The following is a 12,757-nucleotide window of genomic DNA, read 5'->3' as shown; positions in this document are numbered from 1 at the left end:
GCACGGCCCCGGGCAGCGCAAGGGGTGAAGCGTTCCGCCACCACCCCCGGGTCCGTCCCGGACCGCTCCGGCGCGCACGCCCCGGCCGCCCACCGGACAGGGGGACGGTCGGGGCGGGCACGGGCACGGGGCAGGCGCGGCCCGGAGGCGGGCGCGGATACGGTCCGGGAGCGGGCACGGCCCGGATACGGGCACGGGCACGGCCCGGGCGGGCACAGGCACGGCACGGCCCCGGCCCCGCGCCCGGCCGGAAGCTACGAGCCGGGAGGCCGGTCGGAGTTGCCGGCCGAGGTGGCCTCGCTCCAGGCGCTCACGCCGAGCCGGCCCGTCGTGCCGAGGTCCAGGTTCGGGGCGACGATCACGGGATCGGCGCCCTCCTTGGGCCGTACCCGTACGTACGGCACGGTCACCGGCTCCCCGGCCTCGGTGGTGTTGCGCCAGGCCAGCGTCGCCTCGGCGGCCCCGCCCGGCGGCAGGGTCAGCGGCCGGGGCGGCTCGGAGTCGCCCGCCATGGGGATGTCACCGGTGCCGCGCAGGATCTCGACGCCGCCGACCGGGCGGAGCGCGTCGTCGAGCAGCCCCACCACCGGGTACCCGTACAGGGCGTAGGGGCGGCTGCCGCAGTTCTCCAGATGCAGCCCGACCACCCGCAGGCCCATGGCGGCGTTCCCGTCGTCGGCGGTGAGCCGCAGCCCGGAGGCCGGGCAGTCCCCCGAAGCGGCGGGCGCCTCGGCGGAGGGCACTTTCTTCACGTCCAGGATGCGCGTACGCGACGGCTCCCCGAGCCCGCCGCCCGTGTCCAGCGTGCGCCGCACGGTCCGCCCGGCGCCCACCCCGGCCACCGTCTCCGTGACGTTCGACAGGGCCCGTCCCTGCTCGTCCAGCAGGGAGAAGACGACGGTGTAGGTGTACGGCTCGGCGGCGTCGTTGGTCACGGAGTACCGCACGGAGCACCGCGGACCGCCCGCGGTGGGCAGCCGCTCGGCCCGCACGAGCCCCTCCGGGACGTCCGCCGACGCGCCCGCCTCCCCGGGACCGCCGGCCGCGCCCTCCCGCTCGACCGCCCCGGTGATCCGCACACCGTCCCGCGCGAGGTCCCCGGCGTCGCCCCGGACCTCCCCGCACCGTCCGGCGGACGACGACGGCCCCGCTCCCGCCCCCGTGGTCCCGGTGCCGCAGGCGGTGAGCAGCAGGGAGACCACGAGGACACCGGACCCGGCGAGCATCCTGGACGAAGTACGCATCGGCCCACCCCACCAGCCGGCCCCGCCCCCTCCTGTGACGGAGGCCACTTTCCCGGTCACAGCCCTGTCACAAGGAGCCCCGGCCCGGTCCCGGGACAGCTCCGGTGTCACCGGCCGCCGGTCCGGCACGGCGCGCACGCGAGGGCCGGGGGCGGTCGGCGCCCACCGTGACGGATGCCCTCGTCCGCGCGGCGCGCACGCGAGGGCCGGGGACCACCCGCCCGGGTGCCGGAGAGGCGGACGGCACGGTCACCGGCCTCCGCCCCCTGACTCGTCAGCACCCGGTACGGGCCCGGGGCAGCCCCCGACCTCCCGGACCCACCGGCGGATCACGTCGAAGTCCCTTCCGGTGAGGCCGACATGGGGTTCGACACGGTGCAGCAGCGCCGCTCCCGGGTGCTCCGCCGCGACCCAGAGCCGGTCCACCGCGCCGATCTCGTCGTCGACCCAGACGAACGCCCGTCCCCCGGCCCGCGCGACGAGGTGCGGCACCTTCCAGTGCAGCCCCCGCGGCACGCCCCGGGCGGCTCTCCCGTCCCCCTCGCCCCAGGTCATGACGGGCAGCGGAGGCAGACCGAGAAGCGGAGCGATGACCTCGTTGGCCTCGTCCCCCCAGGTCGTGGCCCACACGAGGACGCAGCCGAGAGCGAGCAGCCGAGCGCCCGCCCGGCGATCCAGCCGCTCCAGCAACGGGTTTCCGGCGGCTGCCGGTTCCACCCTCGGCGCCGGGCTCCCGAACGGCAGGAGGGGGCCGTCGACGTCGAGGAACAGCAGCGGACGCGGCACGGGACCGGGCGCACGACGGGCACCGGGCGCCTCAACGGTGGCGCCGCACCCCTCACCGGCGGGGCGACCGACCGCATGGGCGACGTCATCGGGCGAACCGGCTTTGCCACACGAGAAGTCCGCGATGCCGCCGGGCGACCCGGCGTCTGCGCCCGACGACTCTGCGACCTTCCCGGCCGGGCCGTACGTCCCGCCCGAACCACCCACCCCGCCGGGACCGCCCGCCCGGCCCGGACCCTCCGCCCCGCCGGGCCCGTCCGCCCCGGCGTGACCGCCCGTGCCGGTCGAACCACCCGTCCCGGCCGCCTCGTCGCCCATTCCCGCACGGTATCCGTCGCGCCCGTGCCACGATGACCGCCGACGCGGGAAACGCGGGCGAGGGACACGACGGGGGCACGTATGGGATTCGACCAGCACCTGGCCGACATGCTCGACAAGGCGATGCTCGAACGCACGCTGCCGGCCACCGCGGCGGCGCAACTGGGGAGTTGGCTGGACGACCCGCGGCGCGGCGGCCCGTACCGCAACGGAACCGGCCCCCACTCCGTCACGTACTCCCCCCACCGCTGGACGTCCGTCAAGCCCTGGCCCGACGTGTTGGCCGACCGGTCGACCACCGCCCCGGCGCAGGTGAGCCGGGAGCAAGTGGTGGCGGTGTTCCGGAACACCCGGCCGGGCGAATGGACCGGCGCCTTCACGGCGAGCCAGGTCTGGGGATACGGCCGCACGGGCTACGGCCCGCACCGCACGGCCGCGATCCTCGCCCCCGAGGCCATCCCGGTCGACGCCGAGCGGATCCTCGCGGAAGCGGTCCACCGTCTGAACACCGTCGGCCCCTCCTCCGCGTACACCACCCTGCTGGCCCTGAAGGGCCTGGGCCCGGCCTTCCTCACCAAGTTCCTCTACTTCGCCGCGAAGGCACGACCGGAGACGGCGGGCCCCGCCCCGCTGATCCTCGACAGCCAACTGGCCCGGGTCCTCCGCGCCCACGCCATCGACACGGGCGAGGAGGCCGGATACACCTGGGCCGAGCCGATCGCCGCCCACATCTGGCGCGACGCCGGCTGGACGTCCCACCGCTACGACGTCTACCTCCGGTGGATGCACACCACCACCGCCCACCTCACCGCCACGGTGCCGGGCTGGCCCCCGGAACCGGACCTCCTCGAACTGGCCCTCTTCGACGGCGCGTGGAAGCCCGGGACGTAGACGGACCCGGTACCGGACCGGTGAACGACGGCCACGGCCGCGGTGCCGGGACATTGCCACCCCCGGCACCGCGGCGGCTGCCGTTGCTGTCGCCACGGGCGTTACCGGGAAGGCGCCGGAACGGGCCCCAACGGCATCGGCCTCAACCGCCGTTGGGTCCGATCACCCCCGGGTCGTCCTCCTGCCCCGACGGCCCGGACGACCTGCCCGGCACCAGAACGGCCAGTGTGCTGCGCGCTTCGTCCCGCAGTGAACGGCGCCGGGCGAACGTCGCCGTCAGCGCGATGACCGAGACCGTGCCCCCGTAGAACACGGCGGCAATCGTGGAGATGAGCCCGACCGACATCGGGCACGCACCCTTCTTCCCCCGTTCGGCCGCCCCGGCCCCAGGCCGACGACGGCGACGATGCGATTCCCCACCACCATACGACCCACGTCAACCATCTTTCCGGCAGCGGCAGTTGGCCGCCTTCCTGCCCACCCGTGCCCGAAGAACGGGAAGCCGGCGGGCGCGACGGTACGAGACGGACAGCGCACGCAGAACGGCCCCCGACCAGAATCCCTGGTCAGGGGCCGTTCACCTGTGGTGGGTGTGGGATTTGAACCCACGGTGACATCGCTGCCACGACGGTTTTCAAGACCTTTCGGGATCACGGCTGTTGACCCCTGCGCCGCAGGTCAGACGGGTGCGAGCACCCCGGCGGAGCCATCGTCGTCGTCATCGTGCCCGCTACGTGCCCCAGGCTCGTGATCGTGCCCGCTGAGCCAGGCGTCCGCCGCCTCCGCCACCTGGGCGTCACGGCCGGCGACCGGCCGGGCGTAGTGCCGCGTCGTGACGCTCGCGTTCGAGTGGCCGAGCCGGTGTGCGGCGGTCATCACGCCGTATCGGTCGGCGACCCATGTGCCGTGTGAGGCCCGGAGGTCGTGCGGGGTGACGCCGGTCAGGCCGGCCGCCGTCACCGCGGGGTCAAAGCAGGCCTTGCGCCACTGGTTGTAGCGCAGCGGCTTGCCAGCGGGCGTCACGAAGAGAAGGGTGTCCTCACCGCCCGACAGCGTCTCCAGGTGCCCGCCGAGCCGCAGGGCGAGCGAGGGACCGATCCGCAGGACCCGCTTCTGATGGGACTTGGGGGTGTCGAAGACGAGCGTGCCGTTGGCTTCGGCAAGGTTCTCGTCGACGAGCACCAGGCCGCCGGACACGTCGATGTCCGAGCGCCGCAGCGCGAACGCCTCACCGATGCGCAGACCGCCGTACGCGAGCAGGGCGATCAGCAGGTCATGGGGAGCAGCCGCGTTCTCGACGATCCGTGACGCTTCCAGCGGGGTGAGGATGTGCGGCTCGGTCTGGGGCATCCGAGGCAGCTTCACGCCCCGGCACGGGGTCTGCCCGATCATGTCGTTGTCGACGGCCGCCCGCATGACCTGTGACAGCACCCGGTACGCCTGGCGGATCCGCGACGCGCTGAGCCCCCGGGTCTTCATGGCGCCCACCCACTCGGCGACCGTGATGGGCCGGAGGCCGGACAGCTCACGATCACCGAGCGCAGGAACGATCAGCGAGTTGATCAGCGACCGGTACGACGCCTGGGTCTTGTGCTTGAGCTGCGGGGAGACGGCGGTGAGCCAGCGGGCCGACCAGTCACGGACGGTGGTCTGTCCCTCCGCCGGGTCGAGCCAGCGCCCCTCTTCGATCTCGATGCGCTTCCGGGCGAGCCAGCGGTCCGCGTCCGTCGAGGTGGCGAACGTCCGCTCGGCAGCCCGCAGCACACCGTCAGGGCCCGGGTAGCGAGCCTGGAACCGGCCGGACGGCAGCTTGCGGACACGGCCGAAGCCGCGGCGGGTCTTGCGCTTGGCGGGCATCAGGCCGCCCTCCGGTACGCCGAGGAGGGCCGCAGGAGGATCGGCTCCACCGTGTGAGCGGTCACGTACGCCTCCACGGCGCTCTCAGGGATGCGGACGTGTCGGCCGACCTTCACGAAGGCGATGCGGCGTTCCTCGATGAGGCGGCGGGGGAAGCGGAGACCGGTGCCGAGGCGTTCGGCGACCTGGTCCACGGTGAGCAGTCGGTCCACGATCACCACTCCCCTTCGTCGGCGGCGATGCCGTTCAGCGCGTCGCGGGCGGTCTCGCGGTTGGTCCGGAGGTCGCGGGCGATGGTGGCGGCCAGGGTGGCTTCGCCGGGGGTGTGGCCGTGACCGGCGTACTGCCAGTCGGTGAGGACGAGGACGGTGTCCGGTTCGCGGTCGTCGAGGCCGAGGGTCGCGGCCTCTTGAGCGGCGCGGTAGTCGGCGCGTGTCCGGCGGAGGGCGCCGAGGGTGGTGGAGTACCGGCGGGACTTCGAGGAGAAGTGACCGCGGAAGCCGAGCATGTGGGCCCACGCCCAGAGGCGCCGGGCCGGATACAGGCGGTCCAGGTCGCGGCACGCGATGATGAGTCGGCGGGCGTGGTCCGGGATCTGGTGGCGGTCGAGTTCCGCGAGTTCGCCGATACGGCGGTCGAGCGTGCCGGTCGTCTCGGCCGCCTTGGTGGAGTACTTGGCGACGTACGAGGCGACGGCCTGTTCGGTGATGTCGGAGCCGTCGCCGAAGGCCCTCACCGGCCGGACGTCGAGCTGTGTGCCCCAGCGGAAGGAACGCGCCGGTTGGCCCCCGGCGGCCGGGACGGAGACGGACGTGTAGGAGTGCTCCGCAGCGGCATGGATCGCGTCGGTGAGGAGGCCGACCGTCGCCCAGGTGGGAGGCGGCGTTCCGGGCCCGTCCGGTCCGTCGAGCCGGATCACGGCGTGGAAGTGCAGGGCGCCGCGCTTCTGGAATTCGGCGACCTTGCCGTACGAGACGCGGAGGCGGTCGGCGAGTTCACGGCGAGTGAGGCCGGCGCGGGCGGCGAGTTCGCGGCGCAGGCGTGTGGTGAAGCGCTGCCAGAGCTGCCCGGCGTGGTTGTTGAACAGCACGGCGCCCGCGTAGTCGTACGTGGGGGGGTCGAGGGCGGTGCCCAGCTCCGGGGCATCGGGGGCGTGCTGGGCACCGCAGCGGCAGGTGCCGTGGTCGGGCCGGTTGTGGACCGGGCCGAAGGACGGCGCGGTGAGGGTGGCGAAGACGCGGGGGTGCTCCCGGATGGTGGCGGGGATGTCGCGGCGGTCGTCTCCGGCCAGCCCCGCGCGGATGAGCTGGTACGTGTCGCCCGCGTAGGTCCAGGCGCAGGAGGGGCAGCGGGAGGCCCGGCGGTTGCCGCAGGCGACTCGGAGGCGTCCGCCGGGCTCAACGGCGGTGGTGTAGTGGTGCAGGGTCCCACCGGTGGCCTTGTCCTTGTGGAGGGTCCAGCCGGTCAGGTGGACGGGGTCGGAGCAGCCACCGGTGCGGCGGATCTGGTCCTCCCAGCGGGTGTAGTCGGGGGCCGAGGCGACCCGTAGGAGGTCGCCGAGGGTGATCGGGTCGGACAGCGGGGCGGGCACGGACGAGGCGCGATGCGCCATGCTGGGTTCTACCTTCCGGTTGTGAGATCGGACGGGGACGGCGCCCGGGCGGCGGATGCTTGGCGGTATCGAGGCCGCCCGGGGGCCGGTCAGCGTCGCTTGGCTTCGGCGCGGACGAGGGAGCGGATCACCAGGGCGCAGACCGCGACCGAGGCACTGGTGACGGCGACGGCCAGGAGCATCGAGACGAGCACGGCGCCGACGACCAGGACCACGGCCGTACCGCCGCCGACGAGGGCGAGCGCGCTACCTGGGGTGAGCTGGACCGTGGGCCGGGTCGGGGCCGGGACCGGAGCCGGGGCGATCGTGGCCGACGGCGTGGTCGGTGTGGCCGTGGTGGGTTCCACGACGGCGGGCGGGGCGACCGGGCCGATGGGCCGGGGCATGGCAGGGAGCTTGGGCCGGAGCATGGGCTGATTTCCTTCCTGGGGTTACTTGACGGCGGTGTCGATGGCCGGGGACAGGAGGCTGTCGGCGAGGAGGTAGCCGCCGAGGAGGAACACGGCGATCAGCCACCAGGGCGGGCGGACGAGCTTGACGCCGAGCCAGCCGACGATGATCAGGGCGAGCCAGAGCGGGACGTCCATGGCGGTCCTCCGGTCAGTTGACGCGGCAGCGGTGGGTGCGGGCGGCGAGCTGTGCGGCGGACCGGCTGGAGTAGTCAGCGGACCAGCCGCACCGGTCGTTGGTGCACACGGCGGCGTGCTTGGTCCGGCCGCGGCGGTCGCGGTGGGTGCCGATCTGCACGGGTCCGATCCGCATCACGGAGTGGAAGAAGTCGCGGGCGGGCATGTCAGTCGGTCTCCGTTCGGGTGGTGGCCGGGTCGGGGAACGAGGCTCGGATTCCTGCGGCGGTCGCCGGGTCGGGGGTGAGGCGGGCGGCTTCCTCGGCGAGCAGGTGGGCGAGATAAGGCCGGTCGGCGGAGGTCATCTCTCGGGCGCCGTCGAGGTAGTCGGCGGCGGTCAGGTCGGCCGGGTCGTGGGTCACTGGGTGTCTGCCTTCCGGATCAGGTGAGTCGGGCGACGATGGCGTCGGCGAGCTGCGGTGGGACACCGAGGCGGGCGCGGAGGGTGTCGGTGTCGATCCGGGCGCCGGTGCGGGCGTGGTGGTCGGCGGCGACCTTGCGGGCGTGGTCGACCAGCGCGGCCGGGACCGGCACGGTCGCGGGTGGGTCCGGGGTTTCCTCGGTCTCCGGGACGGCGACGGGTTCGGGGGCCCGGCCCGGTTCAGCAGCGACGGCCGGTTCGGGCTCCGTCCCGGGCGCGGGCTCCGGATTCAGGTCGGAGGGTGCCGACGAGGCCGGGGAGGAGTCCGCGGGTGAGTGGGCGAGGAGAGTGCCGCCCATGAAGGCCAGGGCGGGCCAGGCGGCGACGAGGACGCGCAGCCAGGCCGGGACGCCGTCGAGGTCGAGGAGTCCGGCGGTGGCGACGTTGGCGCCGAGCGAGGCGACCAGGGCGATGAGGAACCAGCTCCAGGCCAGCCGGGACGGCCCGTCGGCACGCAGCCGACGCCAGGAGGCGACCAGGAGCAGGTCAACGCTGACCGGGTAGGCCCAGGCCTTCCAGCCGGTCTGTCCAGCGGCGGCGGCCAGGTCGTGCAGATGAGCGAAGGAGAGCGCCCCGGCGATGACGGCTTGTACGAGCACGGCGTCGATACGGAGGGCGGGGCGGGCCATCACGGCTCCTTCCTGTGATCAGGCATGGCGGGGGTAGGGACCTGGCGCGAGGAGTGGTCGCGCCGACCGTGGGAGTGGGTGGGTCAGCGGGTGGCAGAGGCCGTCTTGGCCAGCGGCACCCGGGCCGAGGGCAACGGAGTGACCACGGGCCGGAAGGGTGCGAGAGCGGGCACGTCAGGGGTGCGGTCGGCGTGCTTGTTGCAGACGTTCACGGCCTGACGAAGCGACGTGTGCGGGGCACGGATGCGGTACCAGCCACCGGTGGAATCCGCGGCGACCGCAATGCCGCGCGTCTCGGCGGGAATCTGGATGGCGGCGAGGACGGCGTCCGGGGCGATGTCGCCGAAGGCCATGTTCGCGGATGTCTCGTCGTTGACGCGGTGGGCGGTGCGGCCGGTGAGCTGGGCGCGGAGCATGGTGATGCCCTTGCCGAGTTCGGAGCCGAAGCGCTGCCCGCAGATCTCCAGGTGGACGCCGGCCGCGCGGCCGAGCTGGGCGAGGCGGACCAGGGCGGTGATGATCCGGTCCCGCCGCTTCTCCTCCTCCTTGCTCGCGAAGAGGGCGAGTTCGGCGACCTCGTCGACCAGGACGACGACCGGCACCGGCCGCAGATCCTCGGGCAGGTCCCAGATGTCGGCGGCGATCTCCGCATCCGGTACGGAGACGCTGATCCTCTGCTCGGCGCGGATAAGCTGGTACACGTCCCCCATGTGGGACACCAGCGCCTCCAGCAGTTCCAGCGCGGTGTCGGGGTTGTCGGCGAGCGCGGAGAACCGGCGGGCCAGCGGGAAGAGTTCGACCCCCTGCTTACAGTCGATGCCGACCAGCGCGACGTGGTGAGGGGCGAGTCCGGTGACGAGGTTTCGCTGGTAGACGGACTTGCCGGACTCTGTGGCGCCGATGGTCAGACCGTGCGGGACAGCGCGGTAGTCCCGGTAGTGAACCGAGCCGTCCTCCCGCAGCGCTACCGGGATACGCATCGGGCGGGTGTCGGTCCCGCTCGGCATCCGCACCCGCTTGAGCACGTCGTATCCGGTCATCCGGACCTCGACGACACCGGAGCGCAGTTCACGGGAGGTCACGCCGTACATCCCGAAGGAGTGGCGCAGCCGGTCCGAGGCGGCGGCGACGTCGAAGGCGTCCTGTCCCGGGCGGAGTCTGAGCCTGAGGACCAGGCCGGTCCGGGTGGGCCGCAGCCGCAGGACGCGCGGTGCGCGGGACTCCGGAGCCGGGCGGTCGGCCATCCGGGCCAGTACCAGCCGCCAGCGCGAGGGCGGGACCGTCAGTCCGCAGGCCTCCATGACCGAGCCGTAGCGGATCAGGACCCGTATGACGGCGAAGGTGCACCCGAAGGTCAGCCAGTACCAGGCGGGACGCCGCCACCGCAGGAGACCCGCGGCGGCGACGACCACCAGTAGTAAGGCCGTCGGCCACATCATGGCTCAGGCCGCCTTCGAGCCCGCGCCCGTGGTGGCCAGCGAGGTGACGGCGACCGCGCGGAAGGCGATGCCGTGCCGCTTCTGACCGTTGAACTCGCTCTCCCACGGCCGGGCGACCAGCCCGGTGAGCGCGGCCGGGGTGCCCATGGCCAGCTCACCGGAGATGCCGGGCTCCGGGACGGTGACGGAAAGGATCTCGACGTCGTCGTTCGCCGCGAACATCACGTCCACGGTCATCAGCCTGGCGCCGGTCTCGGTGTCGGTGGCGATCTCACCGGTACGGCGGTCACGAACCTTGGGCTGCGGGGCCTTGGCGACCATCACGGTCGCGCCGGAGGTGTCGACGGGGATCTGACGCACAGCGGATCACTCCTCTATAGATGCCGAACTCCGCCACTCATGTACATGAGTGGCATGAAGAAGAGTGCATCACTCCTGTACATGAGTCAACCCGCCGCGACATCGAAGTCACGACGGGTTGCCAGCAGTTGAGTGGGCGTCAGTCGTCGGCGGGGATCCGGTACTCGAAAACGAACTGGTCAGCGGCCATGAGCGTGTCGCAGACCTCGACCACGACGCCGGCCGTCGTGCGGGCCTCCCGGATGAGGTGAACCACCGGCGCACCCGGGCTGAGCGCCAGTTCGGTGGCTTCCGCCTTGGTGGCCGGCCGCGCTTGCAGCGTCTCGACGAACTCGGCGAACTCATGCCCGTGGTCTTCGAGTCGGGCGTAGATGCCACCGCCGCCGGGGTTCTCGGCGAACAGCTCCGGGATCTCCTTGACGACGTCCCACGGGAGATACGAGGAGGCGGTCTCGACCGGGGTGCCGTTGCGGAAGTAGAGGCGCCGCCGGGCGAGCACCTGACTGCCGGCGGGGACACCGAGCCGCTGGGCGGCATCCGCGGGGGCCTCCATGGGCCCGATGTAGAGGACGCTCACCGTGGCCGTGGCCCCGGACTGTGCGGACTCCGCGAGATACGCGGCCTTGCCGCCCTGGCGGAGCGAGCGCCGGAAGCGGTCGGAGGAGCGGTGGCGCACCGGCGGCCGGTCCTTCACGATTGAGCCCTTGCCGTGCCGGGTCTCGACGAGCCCGCTCGCCCGCACCTCGACCATGGCCTTCCGGATCGTGCCGCCGGAGACGCCGTAGCGGTCCACCAGCTCCGATTCACTCGGCACCATGTCGCCGGGCTTGAGCACACCAGCCCTGATCTGCCGCACGATCTCGTCCGCGATCTGCACGTACCGAGGCCCGGACCTGCCCCCTTCTACCGCAGTTCCCATAGTCCTTCCCTGTCTCCTATGCTCCTGTACATGAGTCAATCACAGGAAGCAACGTCGCCGCCCCTGCACTCCGTGTCGGTAGCCGGGGTAGTGGTGCGCGAGGACGGGCGTCTCCTGGCGATCCGCCGAGCCGACAACGGCACCTGGGAACTCCCCGGCGGCGTACTCGAACTCGACGAGACCCCGGAGGCCGGCGTCGCCCGCGAAGTCCGGGAAGAGACAGGCATCCGCGTCGAGGTCGACGAACTCACCGGCGTCTACAAGAACACGACCCGGGGCATCGTCGCCCTGGTCTTCCGCTGCAAGCCGTCCGGCGGCACCGAGCGCACGTCGAGCGAGTCGACAGCCGTCTCCTGGCTCACGCCCGACGAGGTCAGCGAACGCATGTCCGAGGTCTACGCGATCCGACTCCTGGACGCCCTGGACGGCAACGGCCCCCACGTACGAAGCCACGACGGCAAGCAACTCGCCCCAGCGGGATAAGACTTTCCCTACTTCATCAAGGCACCCGGCTGCGCTCCGCTCCGCCGGGCGCGCTTCCCGGCTCTGGCTGCGCCCGCGCTCCTGCCTTCGGCCCGCTCGGCGCTGCCGCCGCCGACGCGCGCCCGCAGTGGACAGGCCCGTGGGGCATGAGACGAGAACCAAGCCCGCAGCTTCACGACGATGCCTCCGGCGGGGGCGCTCAGACTCCGGGATGGGAGGGGCACCGTTCGCGAGTGCCGGCCGGAGCGGGGCGAGCGTCGAGGAGGCTCCCATCCCGACCACCTTCGACCCAGGCAGAGCCGAGCAGTCGCGGCCCAGGGCGTCAAGGTCGTTCGTACGGTGGCGCGCTCCACCTTGACGCCCTGAACCACGACCGCTCCACGACGTGTGGGTCGAAGGCGGACGGGATGGGAGCTGGGTGAGTGGTGGGGAATAGCGGCGTGTGCCGGAACTGCACGCGTAGGTCGGTCGTTTGCAGAGCGATTGGGATGGCCAAGCGAGACGGCTAGGGGGAACCGGTGAGCACTCCTGAGGAAGTAGTTCTCGGCCTTGCACAGGGCGTGGGGCAGAGCGTCGGAGAGACAGCCGGAAGGCGGGTCGAAGAACGAGGCAAGGAGAGAGATCGGCGCCGACGCGACGAGTACGACCGAAAGATGCGGGGCCTTGATGGCCGTGATGCAGAGGTTGAGCGAGGCACCGAAGCTTTCAACGCGGCTATCCGTGCAGGACGTACGGCGTATGCGCGTTGGTGCAAGCAAGACACCCGTGAGAGTTTTGTCGATAATGACCCGTTCGTCCAACCAGAAGAGCTAGACGCCGAGGATTGGGCGATTCAAAGCGCCCGTGCCCAACACCGACGCTTCCGCGACGCTGTGAGCCTGCTGGATGAGGAACTTGATGCCCTTGTTCCTTGGTATGCGGCTCTTCCCGAGTGGACCAATGATCAGGATCCGACCCGTGCACAGTTGACCACTCTCGTTCGCGACCTGGAGAACGCCCGCGAAGCCTGGCGTGCGGACCCGAGTCGACGTGTCAGGTGATCACCATGATCGTCCCGTCTCTTGTGGATTGTGAGTCGGACTAATTGCGTGAGACCGCAGGGCCTCTGACATCAATGCCTGACACCAACAGCCTCGTACGAACCGGGACGCGCACGACCTGTAGCGACCGCT

Annotated in this window: 17 protein-coding genes; 3 read left to right on the top strand and 14 right to left on the bottom strand. The window is 72.1% G+C overall.

Annotation, left to right across the window (positions count from 1 at the left end; all coding sequences use genetic code 11):
- Nucleotides 1-254: 254 nt before the first annotated feature.
- Nucleotides 255-1,244: a DUF4232 domain-containing protein gene (locus ACZ7LB_RS05795; RefSeq protein WP_471465544.1), complete on the bottom strand. Its 990-nt coding sequence runs from the start codon at nucleotides 1,242-1,244 to the stop codon at nucleotides 255-257.
- Nucleotides 1,245-1,493: 249 nt separating this feature from the next.
- Nucleotides 1,494-2,030, bottom strand: coding sequence for an HAD domain-containing protein (locus tag ACZ7LB_RS05790; RefSeq protein ID WP_471465543.1), 537 nt, complete (start codon nucleotides 2,028-2,030; stop codon nucleotides 1,494-1,496).
- A 399-nt stretch (nucleotides 2,031-2,429) separates the two neighbouring features.
- On the opposite strand from ACZ7LB_RS05790, the gene ACZ7LB_RS05785 reads away from it, so the two are divergent.
- A complete protein-coding gene (locus ACZ7LB_RS05785) occupies nucleotides 2,430-3,239 on the top strand; it encodes an 8-oxoguanine DNA glycosylase OGG fold protein (RefSeq protein WP_471465542.1) in 810 nt (269 codons plus the stop codon).
- Nucleotides 3,240-3,381: 142 nt separating this feature from the next.
- Here the strand turns inward: ACZ7LB_RS05785 and ACZ7LB_RS05780 are convergent, their stop codons facing one another.
- From ACZ7LB_RS05780 to ACZ7LB_RS05725, 12 genes are all read right to left on the bottom strand, one after another.
- Nucleotides 3,382-3,585 (bottom strand): hypothetical protein, encoded by a 204-nt coding sequence (locus ACZ7LB_RS05780; RefSeq protein WP_471465541.1) that lies wholly within the window; start codon nucleotides 3,583-3,585, stop codon nucleotides 3,382-3,384.
- 332 nt (nucleotides 3,586-3,917) lie between these two features.
- On the bottom strand, nucleotides 3,918-5,096 hold the full coding sequence (locus ACZ7LB_RS05775) for a tyrosine-type recombinase/integrase (protein ID WP_471465540.1): 1,179 nt from the start codon (nucleotides 5,094-5,096) through the stop codon (nucleotides 3,918-3,920).
- Complete coding sequence (locus ACZ7LB_RS05770) at nucleotides 5,096-5,311, bottom strand: helix-turn-helix domain-containing protein (protein ID WP_265292265.1); 216 nt, start codon at nucleotides 5,309-5,311, stop codon at nucleotides 5,096-5,098. The genes ACZ7LB_RS05775 and ACZ7LB_RS05770 overlap by 1 nt, the downstream gene beginning before the upstream one ends.
- Nucleotides 5,311-6,687: a replication initiator protein RepSA gene (repSA, locus tag ACZ7LB_RS05765; RefSeq protein ID WP_471465618.1), complete on the bottom strand. Its 1,377-nt coding sequence runs from the start codon at nucleotides 6,685-6,687 to the stop codon at nucleotides 5,311-5,313. Before repSA ends, ACZ7LB_RS05770 begins: the two co-directional genes overlap by 1 nt.
- Before the next feature lie 110 nt (nucleotides 6,688-6,797).
- Nucleotides 6,798-7,118, bottom strand: coding sequence for a SpdD-like protein (locus ACZ7LB_RS05760; protein WP_471465539.1), 321 nt, complete (start codon nucleotides 7,116-7,118; stop codon nucleotides 6,798-6,800).
- Between the two features lie 21 nt (nucleotides 7,119-7,139).
- Nucleotides 7,140-7,295, bottom strand: coding sequence for a hypothetical protein (locus ACZ7LB_RS05755; RefSeq protein ID WP_471465538.1), 156 nt, complete (start codon nucleotides 7,293-7,295; stop codon nucleotides 7,140-7,142).
- Between the two features lie 13 nt (nucleotides 7,296-7,308).
- On the bottom strand, nucleotides 7,309-7,500 hold the full coding sequence (locus tag ACZ7LB_RS05750) for a mobile element transfer protein (protein WP_471465537.1): 192 nt from the start codon (nucleotides 7,498-7,500) through the stop codon (nucleotides 7,309-7,311).
- 1 nt (nucleotide 7,501) lies between these two features.
- Nucleotides 7,502-7,696: a hypothetical protein gene (locus tag ACZ7LB_RS05745; protein ID WP_471465536.1), complete on the bottom strand. Its 195-nt coding sequence runs from the start codon at nucleotides 7,694-7,696 to the stop codon at nucleotides 7,502-7,504.
- Nucleotides 7,697-7,715: 19 nt separating this feature from the next.
- Nucleotides 7,716-8,384, bottom strand: a complete 669-nt coding sequence (locus ACZ7LB_RS05740; protein WP_471465535.1) for a DUF2637 domain-containing protein — start codon at nucleotides 8,382-8,384, stop codon at nucleotides 7,716-7,718.
- Nucleotides 8,385-8,467: 83 nt separating this feature from the next.
- Nucleotides 8,468-9,823 (bottom strand): FtsK/SpoIIIE domain-containing protein, encoded by a 1,356-nt coding sequence (locus tag ACZ7LB_RS05735; protein WP_471465534.1) that lies wholly within the window; start codon nucleotides 9,821-9,823, stop codon nucleotides 8,468-8,470.
- Nucleotides 9,824-9,826: 3 nt separating this feature from the next.
- Nucleotides 9,827-10,183 (bottom strand): SCO3933 family regulatory protein, encoded by a 357-nt coding sequence (locus ACZ7LB_RS05730; RefSeq protein WP_471465533.1) that lies wholly within the window; start codon nucleotides 10,181-10,183, stop codon nucleotides 9,827-9,829.
- A gap of 139 nt (nucleotides 10,184-10,322) precedes the next feature.
- Entirely contained in the window at nucleotides 10,323-11,102 is a 780-nt protein-coding gene (locus ACZ7LB_RS05725) for a GntR family transcriptional regulator (RefSeq protein ID WP_471465532.1), read from the bottom strand.
- 18 nt (nucleotides 11,103-11,120) lie between these two features.
- On the opposite strand from ACZ7LB_RS05725, the gene ACZ7LB_RS05720 reads away from it, so the two are divergent.
- Together ACZ7LB_RS05720 and ACZ7LB_RS05715 are read left to right on the top strand one after the other, a co-directional pair.
- Nucleotides 11,121-11,585, top strand: coding sequence for an NUDIX hydrolase (locus ACZ7LB_RS05720; RefSeq protein WP_471465531.1), 465 nt, complete (start codon nucleotides 11,121-11,123; stop codon nucleotides 11,583-11,585).
- 518 nt (nucleotides 11,586-12,103) lie between these two features.
- Nucleotides 12,104-12,625 (top strand): hypothetical protein, encoded by a 522-nt coding sequence (locus ACZ7LB_RS05715; protein ID WP_337962370.1) that lies wholly within the window; start codon nucleotides 12,104-12,106, stop codon nucleotides 12,623-12,625.
- Nucleotides 12,626-12,757 lie beyond the last annotated feature (132 nt).

The organism is Streptomyces sp. NPDC107521 (assembly GCF_055598485.1).
Note: the sequence above shows the minus strand (reverse complement) of the source record. Positions and strands in the feature narration are given on the sequence as shown.